Annotated in this window: 13 protein-coding genes; 4 read left to right on the forward strand and 9 right to left on the reverse strand. The window is 35.4% G+C overall.

Annotated elements, in window-relative coordinates:
• Positions 1–171 precede the first annotated feature (171 nt).
• From DS745_RS08080 to DS745_RS08110, 8 genes are all read right to left on the reverse strand, one after another.
• Entirely contained in the window at positions 172–1,248 is a 1,077-nt protein-coding gene (locus DS745_RS08080) for a hypothetical protein (protein WP_129077765.1), read from the reverse strand.
• A 229-nt stretch (positions 1,249–1,477) separates the two neighbouring features.
• On the reverse strand, positions 1,478–2,305 hold the full coding sequence (locus tag DS745_RS08085; RefSeq protein WP_129077766.1) for a PRD domain-containing protein: 828 nt from the start codon (positions 2,303–2,305) through the stop codon (positions 1,478–1,480).
• 72 nt (positions 2,306–2,377) lie between these two features.
• Positions 2,378–2,878, reverse strand: coding sequence for a PTS sugar transporter subunit IIA (locus DS745_RS08090; RefSeq protein WP_129077767.1), 501 nt, complete (start codon positions 2,876–2,878; stop codon positions 2,378–2,380).
• A gap of 1 nt (position 2,879) precedes the next feature.
• Positions 2,880–4,601 carry a phosphoenolpyruvate--protein phosphotransferase gene (gene ptsP / locus DS745_RS08095; RefSeq protein WP_129077768.1) on the reverse strand — a complete coding sequence of 574 codons (1,722 nt, stop codon included), beginning with the start codon at positions 4,599–4,601 and terminating at the stop codon, positions 2,880–2,882.
• Positions 4,601–4,864 carry a phosphocarrier protein HPr gene (locus tag DS745_RS08100; RefSeq protein WP_129077836.1) on the reverse strand — a complete coding sequence of 88 codons (264 nt, stop codon included), beginning with the start codon at positions 4,862–4,864 and terminating at the stop codon, positions 4,601–4,603. The genes ptsP and DS745_RS08100 overlap by 1 nt, the downstream gene beginning before the upstream one ends.
• A 280-nt stretch (positions 4,865–5,144) precedes the next feature.
• Entirely contained in the window at positions 5,145–5,999 is an 855-nt protein-coding gene (locus DS745_RS08105; RefSeq protein ID WP_129077769.1) for a polysaccharide deacetylase family protein, read from the reverse strand.
• A 95-nt stretch (positions 6,000–6,094) separates the two neighbouring features.
• Positions 6,095–6,271 carry a hypothetical protein gene (locus DS745_RS24545; RefSeq protein ID WP_161568211.1) on the reverse strand — a complete coding sequence of 59 codons (177 nt, stop codon included), beginning with the start codon at positions 6,269–6,271 and terminating at the stop codon, positions 6,095–6,097.
• Between the two features lie 380 nt (positions 6,272–6,651).
• Positions 6,652–8,484: a UbiD family decarboxylase gene (locus tag DS745_RS08110; RefSeq protein ID WP_129077770.1), complete on the reverse strand. Its 1,833-nt coding sequence runs from the start codon at positions 8,482–8,484 to the stop codon at positions 6,652–6,654.
• 169 nt (positions 8,485–8,653) lie between these two features.
• On the opposite strand from DS745_RS08110, the gene DS745_RS08115 reads away from it, so the two are divergent.
• Positions 8,654–9,841 carry a GTP-binding protein gene (locus tag DS745_RS08115; RefSeq protein WP_129077771.1) on the forward strand — a complete coding sequence of 396 codons (1,188 nt, stop codon included), beginning with the start codon at positions 8,654–8,656 and terminating at the stop codon, positions 9,839–9,841.
• A 42-nt stretch (positions 9,842–9,883) separates the two neighbouring features.
• Here the strand turns inward: DS745_RS08115 and DS745_RS08120 are convergent, their stop codons facing one another.
• On the reverse strand, positions 9,884–11,176 hold the full coding sequence (locus DS745_RS08120; RefSeq protein ID WP_129077772.1) for a globin-coupled sensor protein: 1,293 nt from the start codon (positions 11,174–11,176) through the stop codon (positions 9,884–9,886).
• Positions 11,177–11,430: 254 nt separating this feature from the next.
• Here DS745_RS08120 and DS745_RS08125 point away from each other — a divergent pair, with 254 nt between their 5' ends.
• The 3 genes from DS745_RS08125 to DS745_RS08135 are packed head-to-tail and all read left to right on the forward strand — an operon-like array spanning position 11,431 to position 16,539.
• Positions 11,431–14,136, forward strand: a complete 2,706-nt coding sequence (locus tag DS745_RS08125; RefSeq protein WP_129077773.1) for a PAS domain S-box protein — start codon at positions 11,431–11,433, stop codon at positions 14,134–14,136.
• Complete coding sequence (locus DS745_RS08130; RefSeq protein ID WP_129077774.1) at positions 14,126–14,428, forward strand: STAS domain-containing protein; 303 nt, start codon at positions 14,126–14,128, stop codon at positions 14,426–14,428. Before DS745_RS08125 ends, DS745_RS08130 begins: the two co-directional genes overlap by 11 nt.
• Positions 14,429–14,463: 35 nt before the next feature.
• Positions 14,464–16,539 carry a methyl-accepting chemotaxis protein gene (locus tag DS745_RS08135; protein ID WP_129077775.1) on the forward strand — a complete coding sequence of 692 codons (2,076 nt, stop codon included), beginning with the start codon at positions 14,464–14,466 and terminating at the stop codon, positions 16,537–16,539.
• Positions 16,540–16,645: the final 106 nt, after the last annotated feature.

Genomic DNA, 16,645 nt, shown 5'->3' on the forward strand with positions numbered 1-16,645 from the left:
AACATTTTTTATTTTAGTTTTTTATTTTATTTTGGTGCTTTCACATTCTTAGTCGCCATTATAAAACAAAGGTTACAAATAAATTTCAATTTTATTACAAGCATATGTCAGATTCTAGAAAGAATAGATGTCAAATAAAAAAAACTAAGTCCCAATGGGAATCTTAGTTTTTCAATAAGGTATCTGAATTAGTTGCCATCTACCAGTTGGAGATACTCTTTCGACTTTAAAAACAAAGGTTTGTTCTTGCTCAGCCTTTCCTTTTTCCTTTATTTTATAAGTAACCGGCATTTCAAATTCTAGGACGGTATTAATGGTTGGGTTGTGATCTTTATTGACAATCCGTACGCTTTCAACGGCAGTTAAGAACGTAGACTTACCTTTGTAGATAAGCGTAAGTAAATCAAGATCATTTTGATTTAACGCAACAAAAAATAATTCTATAACCTCTTGAGGCGTAAATTGGCTTACGTACTCGTCCAGAAGCCCTCCAGCTTTATATACCATAACTTGATGAGATAGGTCAGTATTTCTTGTTTTATGAGTTATACTCCCCTTAAAATGAATGCAAAAGTGTCCCGGAAAGCCATTTGCTAAAGCTCCATTCCCATGCGGCATACCATGCATTGAAGCTGCGAAGATTTGTTCATTTAGTTCAACAAGGATCCCACGTCTTTTCCAGCTCCACTCGCCACCATATATTCTTTTCATGATTTCTGTATCTTTTCTTGTTACTGGTTGTACATCAGCATGATTTTTCCCAGCTCTTCTTTGGGCATGAAAGCTCAAACCAGTTTCTATATCCGTAATTTTAACAATTGAGTACTTCGGTATCTGCTCATTAACAACTTCCCAAGCCATTACATTTCCAAAGTGCTTCGAGCCCAACAATTTAAAGTACATTTGAATCTTTTGATGGGTTCTAGGATCCAAGGCAATCTTTGTTCTTTTATTGGAATTATATAAAATTCCGCTTGAATCCATTACAAGTACCTGAATTTCTCCTCTGTCTTCAAATAAAATAAAATTGTTACAATGCGGAATTTCTGATACTTGCTGGCGTGTGCTACTCCTCAATAGTGATTGAAATAACTCATCCGATTCTATTGTCAACTCTGTTTGGAACAAAGATTGACTAGAAGACTTTACTAAAAATGTAACTTTCGCTTCCGAATGACTGGCATATGTGTTTGAACCATTTACTATTAGTAAAAATAACAAACTTACAATGAAATAAAAGTGTCTCATCCTATTCCTCCCTACAATTAAATATTTGCTTTTTTGCTCAATCATAGACAGGAAAAAATTATCAGGCTGACAACAATGTTAAAATAGCTTAAACCAATTGTCCACACATTGTGAATAACCATGTTAACAACTCTTATTTCGGTGTTAATAACTATCTATTACTTGTTAATAATCTGTGGATAATAATTACAAATCATCATTTCCAGTGGATGAGTGATTAGTCTGGTGACTATTTTGCATTAAACATATTTTGTATATGTAGTGAAATATAAGCTAGTTCTGATTCTGGAAAAACCAAGTCATATTCTTCCTTTAAATGATTTTTTATCTTGATTGCACATCGATAAGAATCACTATATTTTGTTTTTATTAGCTCATGCATTTCAGCATCTAATGTATGTAATGGGTCGCCTGTTTCCAAAGCCTGAAGAGCAAATCGTATGTGAGCAATTAAGCGCTGATACGATACGGATTCATATGATACTGAAGAATTCAGATGACTTTCAATGATTTCTATCATCTCTTTAACAATCGCCGCTTGTTTCATTGTGCTTTCCATTGAGTTTGTTTGCTCTTTTGCCGTATGAATGTGAATTGCAATATAACCAATTTCATCATCAGGGATGGTGACATTTAGACGCTCTTGGATCAATTCTTTCGCCCATAAGCCTATTTCATATTCTTTCCTATATAATGTTTTGATCTCATTTAGCAATTTGTTCTCAATGACCAATCCTTTTTGTAACCTTTCAATCGCAAATGAAAGATGATCTGTTAGGGCAATATGGATATGCGTATTAAGCGGAACATTTAATGTTCGTTCTGCATAGCTGATAATTTCCTCCGCTACTTCAACATGGCTTACTGGTAGCGTTTTCAACAATTCCTGAAAACGTTCATTTTCATCTGCCATCACAAATATTTTTTCGGCATCAGACCTCAATATAACGTCTCCTTTTCGCTTGTTAAAACCAATCCCAGAACCCATGCAAATCCTTTCAATACCATCCTCTTCTACGACAACCGTATTGTTGTTTAATACCTTCTTTATCTTCACCTCATTCACACCTCAAACCCTTTCTAATAAAGCTGACTCTGCCTAAAATAATAAGCAGAGTCCATTGTTATCTTATGATTTAACCTTTGTTTGAAGAATAGGTGATTGGCCTTTTTCACTTTGTTCGACTTCTAGCTTTATCATTTCCTCTAACACATCACCATTTGTAATAACAATAGGGGTTATTGTGCTTGCAGCTTTTTCCCTAATTAAGTCTAAATCAAAGGTAATAAGTGTATCGCCAACCTTAACCTTATCTCCTTCTTCAACATGACCAGTAAATCCTTCACCATTCATTGTGACCGTTTCTAAGCCTACATGAATTAAGATCTCAAGGCCAGTTTTCGAGCGAATTCCAATAGCATGTTTTGTATGAAAAAACTGAATAATTTCGCCGTCAACTGGTGAGACTACTTTTCCTTCACTAGGGTCAATAGCAACCCCATCCCCCATCATTTTTTGGGAGAACACTGGATCTGGTACATCCTCTAACCTTTTAACAGTTCCAGTTAGAGGAGCTACAATGGTTTCATCTGTTTGTTTTTCTTTTAAGCCAAACAGTTTCTTCAACATATTAAAACATCTCCTTCACTAATGCTACGACTTCTTCGGCTGTACCCATTGCCAATGCTTTTTGAGCCAACTGAGAAGCTTCCGATTTTGTAAGTTGTGTGAGCTGACTCCTTGATGGTAAGATACTAGTTGCACTCATACTAAATTCATCTAGCCCTAATCCTAGAAGAAGTGGGATAGCGATCTCATCTCCCGCCATTTCTCCGCACATACCAACCCATTTCCCTTCGTTATGGGCTGCTTTAATGACCATATTAATCAATCTCAGGATTGCTGGATTATACGGCTGGTACAAGTAGCTAACTTTTTCATTCATGCGATCGGCTGCCATCGTATATTGAATTAAGTCATTAGTACCAATACTGAAAAAGTCCACTTCTTTAGCAAATACATCTGAGATGATCGCTGTTGATGGAATTTCTACCATAATCCCAATTTCAATCGTTTCAAGTACTTCCGTTCCTTCGGCTAACAGCTTCTTTTTCTCATCAAGTAATACCGCCTTTGCTTCTCGAAATTCATCAAGGGTAGCAATCATCGGGAACATTATTTTTAAATTCCCGTACTTACTAGCCCTTAACAACGCTCGAAGTTGTGTGCGGAAAATTTCTGTTTTCTCAAGGCAAAGCCTAATGGCTCGGAAACCTAAAAATGGATTTAACTCATGAGGTAATTTAAGATATGGAAGTTCTTTATCCCCACCAATATCTAGGGTTCTAACGACAACCGGTTTCCCTTCCATCTTTTCTAAAACTGTTTTATATGCCTCATATTGCTCGTCTTCCGTTGGCAAATCGGTTCTTCCCATATAAAGAAATTCAGTGCGATATAACCCTACACCCTCAGCTCCGTTTTCTAGAACTCCTCTTACATCTGCTGGTGTACCGATGTTTGCAGCAAGTTCGACATGATGGCCATCTTTTGATACTGTTTTTTCATTCACTAGCTTTGCCCATTCTACTTTTTGCAGTTCGAATTGACGCTTTTTATTTTCGTATTCATTTATGGTCTCCTGATCAGGATTAATAATAGCTTTTCCTTCTATTCCATCAATAATTAGAAACTCACCATGTAAGACATTAGCCATGATTTCTTTCGTTCCTACAACTGCTGGAATTTCCATCGACCGTGCCATAATTGCTGAGTGTGAAGTCCTACCACCAATATCTGTAACAAAACCTTTTACAAAATTACGATTTAATTGTGCTGTGTCGGATGGGGTTAAATCTTCTGCGACAATTATTACTTCTTCATTTATTTGACTTGGGTTAGTTATTTCAACTCCAAGCAAATGGGAAAGAACTCGTTGTACAACATCACGGATATCTGCTGCCCGCTCTTTCATGTATTCGTTTTCCATCTGTTCAAACATCGTAATGAACATTTGACTTACATCGTGGAGAGCAAACTCGGCATTTATAGTTTCACTTATAATTCGATCCTTAATCGGATTAAGAAGCTCCGGATCACTTAAAACTAGTATATGGGCTGCAAAAATAGCTGCTTTATCATCACCGAGCTCTCTTTGTGCATGTTCTTTAATGATTGTTAGTTCTTTTTTTGCTGTTTCAACTGCTTTTTCAAAGCGCATTACTTCTGACTGAGAGTCAGTAATATTCCTTCTCTCTACATTTAGCTCCACAGCTTCTAGGCGAAATACTTTCCCGCTGGCAAATCCGCTCGAGGCTGCAATACCTTCTATGACTATTGTTCTCTTTTCCATTATTCAGCCAAACCTTCTTTTTTCAGAACTTCATCAATTTTTGTTATCGCCTTTTGTGCATCGGCACCATTAGCCGTAATTTTGATGTCTGAACCTTCTGGAATACCTAAGGACATTACTCCCATAATTGACTTTAGGTTAACAGACTTCCCGTGGTACTCCAACTGAATATCTGCTTCAAATCCCCCCGCTGCATGTACAAGCAATGTTGCGGGTCTTGCGTGAAGTCCTGAATTACTAATTACCTTATAGTTTTTTTCCATCATTTCAATTTAGCTCCTTTGTATTCAATTAGTTTAATATTCTTAATAGCACGTCTAAAAAACAGAAAAAGGCACGAGAGAAATATGTAGTTTGTAAAAAATAGGCATAGGTACCCTATTACAAACTAACACTATTTCACTCATGCCTGATCGAGTCAGTAACACGTGACATATGAGTTAATATAGTATTATTCTAACGATTGCGCCTAAAAAAACAAGGAATAACGCTTTTCTTCTCAAAACTGTCACATATTAGAGACTGTAAACTTTTACTGTGATACTATTTCTGGTATGGAATATTTAATAATGTAGGAACTGTTACAAACTCATAGCCCTGTTGTTTAAGACTTGGAATAATCTCACGCAATGACTCAATTGTATTGGTTCGATCTGCATCCCAGTCCCCACCATCATGCATTAAGATGATTGCCCCCGGCTGAACATTATCCAATACGTTTTGAGCAATAACAGTTGGGGGATCTTCCTGCCAATCCAAAGAATCAACAGACCAAACAATAATTGAATAATTCAGTTCAGCGATTTTTTCAACTAGCTCATTATACAAAAATCCATATGGGGCGCGAAATAATTTAGTACGATAACCAATAATATCGTTTAATGTGTCTTCAGTCCTATTAACTTCTCTCTCTAAAGTAGCCAAGTCCCCTTCTTTAACTAAATTCGGGTGAAAATACGTATGATTTCCAATAATATGACCGTCAGAAACCATTCTTTGGACAATCTCTGGATAAGCAATTGCCCTTGATCCCATTACAAAAAAAGTTGCTGGGACATTGTTCTCAGCCAATATGTCTAGAACTTGTTCTGTAAAACGTGGATCAGGACCATCATCAAAAGTTAATGCAATTCTGTTGGCAGTGGCTGGTCCCTGTAATACAACTGTCTCTGGGTATCTCTGTTGAAGAATGATATTAGAAATAGGCTGTTGACGACTTCGCTCAGGATTTTCTGATCCACCGCCTAACCTAGGTAATTCTTCATCTTGATTTCGATCTTTCTTCCACCAAAAGTTTTGTTCAATATCAGCATTAGCTTTTACTGCAGTAATTCCTGTGAATGGGATGGTAGATACTAACAACAAGAACAATAATACCTTTAACCACTCTACTTTCATCGTTTCATCTCCTTAATAGTTCAGTACAAACATATTTTCTTCTCGAATAGGAGATATATTCATCAAGATTTGAAAATTTAAACAAGCAGAGTTTTTTAATATACAACACCCTTAAATTGTAATTGAATGTTTGATAGTGTCTCAGTTTCAATCTTATCTTTCATTTCTTTCGCCTTTACTAACGCTTCCATCATTCCTGCTGCTTCAACCATATATTCTTGATATTGATCATTAGATTTACTTATACGGTAGAAAAATATATACTTCTTCATTTTATTAATTCCCCCTTAATTATTAGGAATAGTATTCTCAAAATGTAGCTATCTAATACTCTTGCAACTTATCAGTATATTACCTCCTTTCGTTTTCCATTTGGTTTGTTTGGTCAGAAAGTATATCAAACAAAAAAACACTTCATCACTCAGGTAAGCTGATTGATGAAGTGTTTTGTTTTATATTGGCGCTTTTCGTAAACAATGTTGCTTTTTGCCTTAAAATTTTACGGAAAAATACCCTAGATGGAGATATCACCCAATATATTAAGTAAGAAAAGAGCAATACTTACTAAATTAGTGGTGGATTCTTACTATATTGTGTAAAAATCCGGCTTTTGGGATTTTTACGAAAGCAACAAAATTTGCGAAAACAGCCTTTATATTTTTACCCCGCTCAAACTTGCTCCTTTTGCAAAGAGTCGTTCAATGTTCTTCTCAACTTGCGGGTCTTGAATTAATGGTGGTGCATGGTGAGGTTTGATTCGTACATCAAGAATTAAATTATCACAGCCCCAATGCTTGTGCTCATATGAACCGTTTACTCCGTGTATATCATGTGAGGGGTTACTTCTTGTAAAAGCTATCCAAAGGAAGTTACTAACCGTTTTGCTAATAAACTCACTATCGTCACAAACGATAATCATCGGGCACGATGGCATTGCGCCCTTCATTTGAACAGCTTCGCTTAGCTTTTCCATCTCTTTTTGTGCATTCTCATGAGTTGTAAAATTAGAAGCCTCAATTGCTACTACTCCCGGCATAACAAGGCGAGGGTTCTTAAATTCTCTTAAATCCTTTAGATTATCAGGTATTTCTCTACATAATTCTCTTTTTTGATCGCCATAGGCTGCAATTACTACCTTACTTCCTGTATTCAAGCCTGTCCCAGAGTAATCTAACGTATCAATCGTTGTATTTGTCTGGAAATGTATATCACGGTGAAGATCAATTCTTTCTAGAATATAGGTTAAGAACTCTACTTCTTTATGGGTATCTAACGGGTGCTTGTCCTCCGCTGTGATAAACAAGTATTTAGCTAAGCTTAATTGACCTGTACCTAAAATTCGATTGGCAATGGTAAGTAGCTCGGCTGGTTGTTTCACTTGTTGATAAGGTGTATAACGTTCACTTCCGATGGCAAAAAGCAGAGGATGAACTCCAGCCGCATCGACTGCATGGACCTCTTTTACACCTGGAAGTTCTTGTTGAATCGCATCTCCGGTAAGTTCATGAATGAGATCACCAAAGGCGGTATCCTCTTGAGGAGGACGACCTACGACAGTAAACGGCCAAATGGCATTTTTTTTCGCATAGACTTTGTTGACTCTAAATAATGGAAAATCATGAGTTAGACTGTAATAGCCTAAATGATCCCCAAATGGACCTTCTGGTTTCGTTTCATTAGGATAAATATCACCCGTTATAACGAAGTCAGCGTCATTACTGATGCAATAGCCATCAATATAACTGTAACGGAAGCGCCGTCCTGAAAGTAAACCAGCAAATGTCATTTCACTTAATCCTTCTGGAAGAGGCATCACTGCTGACAACGTATGAGCAGGAGGCCCGCCAACAAAAATACTTACCTTAAGTGGTTTACCTAATCGGTTCGCTTTCGCTTGATGAACTCCTATACCACGATGAATTTGATAGTGAAGCCCCAATTCTTTATTTAACTCAAAGTCATTACCGCTAAGTTGAACACGATACATTCCTAAATTGGCATTCATAATCCCTGGTTTATCTGGGTCTTCGCTAAAAACCTGAGGAAGTGTAATAAAAGCACCACCATCATCTGGCCAATGATGAATAAGTGGAAGGTCAGAAATTTTTATTTCTTCTGCACTAACTGGCAAACTGTTTGACTTTTTCATAGGCAATGCTTTTGATGCTGCTAAACCAGTCATCACATGATTAAACGGATTTTTCAAGGCTTTAATTGGATCATTTCTTAATGCAACAACGTTTTGTGCCCCATCCATAGTCTTTCGAAAGATAAACTTACTTCTTTCAATATTTCCAAATAAGTTTGAAACCGCTCGATACTTTGATCCCTTAACGTTTTCAAATAATAAAGCAGGCCCACCAACTTCGTAGACTCTCATGTGAATCGCTGCCATCTCTAAGTATGGATCAACTTCCTCACGAACACGAACTAGTTGACCGTTATTTTCCAAATCAAGAATACATTCTTCCAAAGTGCGATACATAATTCGTAGCTCCTATTTTATATATTTTATTTAATTATACCCATTCTATTGTGTAATGTCTTGTCTGCTAATTAAAAGTTAATTCTTGTTTTTACGGAAAAAGAAAGTTACAATATAAAACGTAATTATTACTATTTGTATGTTTTCATAGATGTTTAGGGGGATAAAGATGAGTAAAGTACCTGTTACAGTTTTAAGTGGTTATCTAGGTTCTGGGAAAACAACATTATTAAATCATATATTAACCAATAACGATGGCTTAAGAGTTGCCGTTATTGTCAATGATATGAGCGAAATTAATATTGATGCGATGCTTGTAAAAAACAATGGTTTTTCTAAAACTGAGGAAAAATTAGTTGAATTACAAAACGGCTGTATTTGCTGTACCCTTCGCGAAGATCTAATGCAAGAGGTCTCAAAAATGGTGGATGCTGGTGGTATTGATTATATTGTCATCGAGTCTTCTGGCATAAGTGAACCAGTTCCGGTTGCCCAAACATTTACGTATGTTGATGAAGAAACAGGAATTGATTTAACAAAAAAATGCAGATTAGATACCATGGTGACTGTGGTTGACGCCAATAATTTCTGGGAGAACTATGCTTCTGGAGAATCTCTACTTGATCGAAAAGAAGGTACGGATGAAAACGATACAAGAGAGATTTCAGATTTACTTGTTGATCAAATTGAGTTTGCAGATGTGATTATACTTAATAAAATTGAAATGATTGAAGAGATTGATAAGATCGAACTACTTGCATTTATGAAAAAGCTAAATGCAGATGCAACTGTTATCTGTACTTCCCATAGTAAAGTAGATTTAGCTGCTGTTTTAAATACTAGAAAGTTTGATTTTGATAAAGTGAGTCAATCCGCAGGATGGATTAAAGAGTTAAACGAGGAACATACACCTGAAACAGAGGAATACGGCATCTCTTCTTTTGTTTATCGAGTGAGAAGACCCTTTCACCCTGAGCGTCTGATGAGTTGGATGGAAAATTGGCCTGCTGAAGTTGTGCGTGCTAAAGGGTTTATTTGGGTAGCTTCAAGAAACTCAATGGCTGGGTTAATTTCACAAACTGGCTCAACTGTCTCTATCCAAGGTGCAGGAGAATGGGTAGCAGCTTATCCTGAGAAAGAAAAGGAACAAGCACTTCAAGAAGATCCTGAATTATTAGCCAAATGGGATCCAGAGTTTGGCGATCGATTAAATGAACTAGTGTTTATAGGCATCGATATGAACCAAAACAAAGTAAAATCTTCTTTAAATGATTGTTTATTAACAGAAGAAGAAATGACTCAAGATTGGACAAGCTTCACTGATCCACTTCCAGAGTTCGTTGAAGTCGTTAAGTAATTTTAGTAAGAGGATGTGGATTTCCACATCCTCTTATTCTTGCTATTTCTGCATTTCTTGTGTGATCGAGGTTAGATTATCTGCAGATGTTGCCACCTCTTCAAAGGCTTCTCCCAACTCGTTTATAACTCTAATGAATTTTGAAAGTTCCTGATTAATCTCATAATTTTGCTTTTTCGTTTGATTCATAGTAGTTAAAATTTCTTCAAAGTAATTATTGGTTTCTTTCATACTAATGCTACTTTGCTCTACCTCTATTTGAATAGTATCAAGTGAAAGTTTTAGCTTATCAACTTGAGTGTTCGTATTCAAAATCAAATTAGCAACATTACTGACCGATTTTTTTGTGTCATCTGACAGCTTTCTTACCTCATCAGCTACGATGGCAAAGCCGCGACCAGCTTCTCCAGCTCTAGCTGCCTCAATAGCTGCGTTTAAAGACAGGAGGTTTGTTTGGTCTGCTATTCCTGTAACAATATTAACAATTTCTTGCATCTGTGTCGAAATATCATGCAAGACCTTTACATCTTCAGTTATATCAGAAACTGATTGTTGAATGTTTGTTAGATTGATATCTTGATTATTAATTTGCTCTTTACCTTTTTGGGAACGTTCCTCGGCTAGAGTTGATAATTTATTTGCTCTATTAGCCAAACTAGTGATTTGTTCTGACTTATTAATAATTTCCTGAAATGAGGCATTCGTCTCTTCAGAAACAGCTGCAAGATTTTGAGACGATTCACTAATACTCTCTCTAATCATCTCTTTTTCTTTTTCAACCTCTTGTTTAAGTCTTTCGGTTTCAAGATCATACGCTTCTAAAACTAATTGTTGTTCTAGATTTAAAATCTTTGTTACCGACCTAACTGATTGAAAAATTTCTTCTCTATCAGTTAAACTTTCTTCAATAATTGTAATTAACGATAATAGTAAATCTTGAAATGCACACATGTACCACTTTGTTTGTAAACCGATCTTGACATGTACATGGGCAATACGTTTTCTCTTTTCAAAATAATGACTATTAATTACCCCAGCAAACATTTCGCTGATATGTACTGTAAGCGTTTGTTTCAATCTAGTTATCGAACTATGATCATTAATAATGTGTAGCAATGAAGGTTGATTTTCTAAGTTCTGATAAAACCTCTCCACTAATACAGCGAGATTTTTCTCAACAAAGGGTTGTAAGGCCTTTGCAATTTCCAGGTCTTCTTCTGTTAAATGGATCATCTTAATCTGCTTCTCGACTTCCAAATCCGTTCCTAAAACCAACGAAGCATTTCCACTCTGAACTAACTTTCTTGTGTCCTTAGCCTTATTTTTAAACAACATGCCTGCTTCCCCTTTTTGAAAAGAATATATACACTATTTAAATAGTATTATACCAGAAAAATTCCATTAAGAAATTTTTAAAAATACTAATTAGGGTATATATATATTTTACTTTTAATTACAATCTCTCCTTTTATTTGATTTGTATAATAAACTGTTTTCTATTGATGGCTTAAATGCTAAAATTAAATTGTAAACACACAAAAAAACATTATTAAAAAATAACAATATATACCTATTCCAAGGAGAGCATCATGTCTATACATACAGGTGACCTAGAAAAAAATCGCTTAGAAGAACTATATTCTCTAAATATACTTGATACAGAAAAAGAGATTGCTTTTGATCGAATTACAAAGATTGTAAGTAAGGCGTTTAACGTCCCTATATGTTTAATATCACTAGTTGAAAAAGATCGTCAATGGTTTAAAGCATGTGTGGGTTTAGAAGATATAACTGAAACCAGTCGTGAAGTTGCCTTTTGTCACTACGTAGTAGTGGAGGAAAAACCACTTGTTGTTGAAGACGCTACCTTAGACCATAGATTTGCTCAAAATCCGTTAGTAACAGGTGCATTACACTTAAGATTTTATGCAGGCGCGCCACTACGAACTAAACAAGGAAACATTTTAGGAACTCTTTGTCTTATAGATACAAAACCCCGAAAGTTTTCCTATGAGCAAATGAGTCTTTTGAAAGAATACGCTTCTCTTGTTATGTCAGAAATAGAGCTAAGAAGTATGTTAAGAAATAACCTCATACTTTCCACAGCTATCAACAAGACAGCAACAGGAGTAACGATTACAGACCCTACCCTTCCTAATAATCCACTTATTTTTGTAAACGAGGCTTTTACCAACATAACCGGATATTCTGAAGAAGATGTACTAGGAAAGAATTGCAAATTCCTTCAAGGTTCTAGTACGGATATAAAAACACTAAAAGAAATATCTGAAGCAATCAGAAACCGAAATAGCCTACATGTAGAACTACTAAATTATCGAAAAGATGGTAGTGAATTTTGGAATGAACTAAAAATTGATCCTATTTATGATGAAAACGCGAAGCTTACACATTTTGTTGGCTTTCAAACGGACATAACAAGTAAGAAGAACGCAGAGCTAGAAATATCATTAAGAAAACAACGCTACCAAGCATTATTCCACAGTAATAATGATGCTGTTTACATGATTGATACATTTGGATATTTTATTGAAGTAAATGAAGGTTGTGAAAAGCTTACTGGATACACTGCTTCCGAATTTGAGAAACTACATTTCATAGATTTAATTGTTGATAAACACAAAACAAAAACAATGGAACAATTTAACAGGATTATACATCAATTTGATCATGTCCAGTTTGAGACACAACTCAACCATAAGGATGGTACTGCCAAGTATATAAACATACAGGCTAGTCCCATTACTATTGAAGGAAGAGTTGTTGGTCTATATGGGATATCAAAAGACGTTACACTTATTAAAGAAAGCGAGAAGCAATTAAAAATTACAGCAAAACTATTTGAAAGCATGAAAGAGGCTATTCTTATTCTTGATGAAGAATTCAACATAATTTCTACTAATAATTCTTTTCAAGCCTTAATTGGTATTACCAAAGAAAAACTCATTAATCAAAATTTATTTTCCTTGTTAGATGATCAAATCATAAGTCCAACTATTAAAAAAGATATTCTCTCAAATATTAAGCATGGTAACATCCCTTGGGAAGGCCAGATAACCGTAAAATTACACCGTAATGAACTAAAGACTTTGTGGCTAAGTGTTGATACCATTTTAAATAATGATGATGGTACACCTTCCAACGTCGTTTGCATGCTCAGAGACATATCCGAAAAAGAACAAATACAAAATGATGTTAAACTTGCTGGCTTAATGCAAAAAAACTTCTTACCTCAAGATCTTAACAATGAATTTCTTAGTGTAACTTCTTTATTTAAACCAAATCAGTATGTGAGTGGTGATTTCTTTGAATACAATTGGATAGAAACCGATAATAGACTAGTAGGGATTTTATATGACGCTATGGGGCATGGAGTTACTACCGCTCTGCAGACAACAGGACTTAGAGTCTTATTTCAAGATATTTCAAAAAGAAACCTTCCTTTACCGGAAAAAGTTAAATGTCTTAATACTGAAATCCTAAATTATCTTTCCGAAGAAACATTTGTAGCTGCTTTGTACTTTGAGTTTAATCTTGATAATCAAACACTTTACTATGTCCCATGTGGCATTAATGAATTCTTCTTAGAAAGGAAAGGAGAAATTAGTAAATATACCACACCAGCCTTTGTGATAGGCATGTTTGAAGACGCAGAATTTGAATTATTCTCTTTAAAACTTGAGGAAGAAGATAGTCTCCATTTTATTACCGATGGTATTATGGATGTTCTTCCTCGGAATTTTTCTAATAAGGACTTAGCCTCTAAAGATTTCTTCTACTATATTGAGGAAGTCTGCCGTTCAAGAATGTTGGATGACGATGCAACAGCCATAAAGATAACAGTAAAACCACAAAACAAAAGGTTATTCAACGATACAGTGGCAAGTGTTAACACTAAAGATATTGATCAAATGAAACAAAAAATAGCGGTTATTCTCCAAGAGAAATATCTAACAGAGCATCTTTTTGTAGAGCTCGCTTTTAACGAAGCCCTTAATAATGCAATACGTGCTTCAACTAGTATAGAAGTGACTCTCTTCTTAAAAAGTGGTTATCTTGGGATTACAATTACAGATGATGGGCCAGGTTTTGATGTGAGAAGTAAGTTGTGTGAACTAATGGCCAAAAAGGATTCTATGATGGATGAATTAATCTGGTCGGAATCAGGAAGAGGAATTTATTTAATGCATAAGTTTATGGATAAAATTGAATACAATTTAGTGGGAAATCAAGTAACACTATTAAAAAAATTTGGAGGAACAAATAGTGAAAATTAATACAAAGGTACTTAATAATATTGTTCACCTTACCTTAGAAGGTAAGATGTATGTTCAAGAATCAATCATCGTTAGAGAAGAAGTACTTAGTCAGTTTGAAAAAGGTTACAAAGATTTTTACTTTAATATGAAAGACCTTGAATATATTGATAGTTCAGGTTTAGGTGTATTGGTCGGTTTGCATAAAAAAGCAATAGAACAAAATGGTAAAGTTTCGATAGAGAACTTACAGGGACCGGTAAAAGAGTTATTTGAACTTACAAGATTAAATCTTGTTTTTGATATTCGCTAAGTAAATCTAATCAGAAATTTGAGAGGTTGTGCATTATGAAGATTTCCAACATGAAAATTACTACCAAGTTAACAGCCCTTTTCTTATTATTAAGTTTAATCCCTATGGCCATCCTAAGCTTTATTAGTATTACAAGCTCGACAAAATCATTAGAGTTAGAAAAAGAAAGTAAACTTACGGCCATTAGAGATATTAAGAAAAATCAAATTGAGGCTTATTTTAATGAGCGTTTCGGAGATATTAACATACTCTCAAGAAGGAATACAGTTATTGATGCCATGATTGATTTAGAAAAAGCTTTTACTGAATTTGGTAAGGATAGTAGAGACTATCAAGTATTAAACTCACTATATCACAACGATTTTGAATACTTTATAGAGACATATGATTACTACGATATGTTTCTTATAAGTAATAAAGGTGACATTATTTATACTGTGACTAGAGAAGCTGACTTCGGTGAGAATGTTCTAACTGGCTCCCTTAGCGAATCAAATATAGCACATGCATTTACCGAGGCTCAAAAACAAGGACAAGCTGTTTTAGAAGATTATGCGTTTTATGAACCTTCTCAAGCGTATGCAGCATTTATAGCTGCACCGGTAAATAATAATGGTAGATTTATAGGGACAGTGGTTCTCCAACTATCTGATGAGGCGATTATGACCAAAATGTCAGAACGAAGTGGTATGGGAACAACGGGAGAAACATATCTTGTTGGTGCAGACATGACTATGCGTTCAAATTCGATTTTTACCGAAGAGTCAGATATTGGACTAACCAAAATTGATACAATAGCTACCCAAGAAGCTTTATCAGGGATTACAGCCAAAAACCTAATTAAAGATTATCGCGGTGAGTATGTTTACAGCGCATACGCCCCACTTTCCATACCTGGTTTAGATTGGGTGATAATTGCCGAGATTGACGAAGCAGAAGCAAAAAGGTCTATTAACGTCCTTATAAGAAACTTGCTACTATTGTTACTCGCTACTTCAATAGTTTGTGCAATGATTGGTATTTTCTTTGCTCGTAGAATGAGTAACCCGATTGTTGAAGCTAGTACACGTGTGAAGCAAATTGAAAGTGGAATTTTATCTAATAATCCTTTAAAAGTAACAAGTAATGATGAAGTAGGACAGTTAATAGTTGCACTTAACGGAATGAACGCTAAAATGCATGAGCTAGTTAGGGGAATCCGAAATTCCGCAGAGGAGTTAAGTGCAGGTTCTGAAGAAACTTCCGCTTCTGTTGAAGAAGTGACAGCTTCTGTTGAAGAACTAAATAAAGTAGTACAACAATTAGCAGAAGATGCCTCTAGTGGTAAAGACGCTACACTTGAAGCTTCGCAGTCACTTATTCAACTTTCATCTTTAATTCAATTAGCAAAAGAAAAAGCAACAAATGGTAATATTAGTTCAAAGAATACCATGAACTCTGCAACATTTGGTGTTAAAAAGGTTGATGAAACAATCGAAAAAATGGGAGAAATTGAATCAAAAACAGAAGAAACACAAAAGCTAATAAAAGAGTTAGAAATGTATTCCAGAGAAATTGGGAATATTACCGGAACAATAACTTCTATTGCCGAACAAACTAACTTATTGGCCTTAAATGCCTCTATTGAAGCTGCTCGCGCTGGAGAACATGGAAAAGGGTTTGCAGTAGTTGCCGATGAGGTTCGTAAGTTGGCGGAACAATCAAATCGTGGTGCTGCAGAAGTTTCAAAATTAACACAGAAAATAGCAGAACTCTCTCAAAAATCTGCTATTTCTATGGAGGATAGTCGAAGTATTGTCAGTGAAGGGACTAACGTTGCTAAAAATGCTGGAGAGGCACTAGATGAGATCCTTGATGCTGTAAATATTACGGTTAAATTAATCAATGAAATTAATGATATTACGAGCGACGAAGTAGCAACTTCAGATGCAATCGTTCAATTGATTAACAATCTTGCTTCAGTTGTTGAAACTACAGCTTCAAGTGCTGAAGAAATGATGGCTTCATTTGAAGAAACTACCGCTGCCATGCAGAATGTAAGTGCCGTATCCGAACAAACATCTGGAATGGCTAATGAGCTAACAAATTCGGTTGAAAAGTTTAAATTGTAAGATTAGATGTGGGCATCTAAAACAGTGGAACCTATTAAATTACCCTAAACGTCTTTAGTAGCCAATGTATAATTAACATAAGAAAGAGGTACTCAAATCCGAGTAC

It is taken from the genome of Anaerobacillus alkaliphilus, from assembly GCF_004116265.1.
In the GTDB taxonomy this organism is placed as follows: domain Bacteria; phylum Bacillota; class Bacilli; order Bacillales; family Anaerobacillaceae; genus Anaerobacillus; species Anaerobacillus alkaliphilus.

Coding starts and splice junctions, on each gene's coding strand:
- DS745_RS24545 (WP_161568211.1), bottom strand. CDS start 6,271: ATGAAGAAGTATATATTTTTCTACCGTATAAGTAAATCTAATGATCAA.
- ptsP (WP_129077768.1), bottom strand. CDS start 4,601: ATGGAAAAGAGAACAATAGTCATAGAAGGTATTGCAGCCTCGAGCGGA.
- DS745_RS08115 (WP_129077771.1), top strand. CDS start 8,654: ATGAGTAAAGTACCTGTTACAGTTTTAAGTGGTTATCTAGGTTCTGGG.
- DS745_RS08100 (WP_129077836.1), bottom strand. CDS start 4,864: ATGGAAAAAAACTATAAGGTAATTAGTAATTCAGGACTTCACGCAAGA.
- DS745_RS08080 (WP_129077765.1), bottom strand. CDS start 1,248: ATGAGACACTTTTATTTCATTGTAAGTTTGTTATTTTTACTAATAGTA.
- DS745_RS08120 (WP_129077772.1), bottom strand. CDS start 11,176: ATGTTGTTTAAAAATAAGGCTAAGGACACAAGAAAGTTAGTTCAGAGT.
- DS745_RS08110 (WP_129077770.1), bottom strand. CDS start 8,484: ATGTATCGCACTTTGGAAGAATGTATTCTTGATTTGGAAAATAACGGT.
- DS745_RS08135 (WP_129077775.1), top strand. CDS start 14,464: ATGAAGATTTCCAACATGAAAATTACTACCAAGTTAACAGCCCTTTTC.
- DS745_RS08125 (WP_129077773.1), top strand. CDS start 11,431: ATGTCTATACATACAGGTGACCTAGAAAAAAATCGCTTAGAAGAACTA.
- DS745_RS08090 (WP_129077767.1), bottom strand. CDS start 2,878: ATGTTGAAGAAACTGTTTGGCTTAAAAGAAAAACAAACAGATGAAACC.
- DS745_RS08105 (WP_129077769.1), bottom strand. CDS start 5,999: ATGAAAGTAGAGTGGTTAAAGGTATTATTGTTCTTGTTGTTAGTATCT.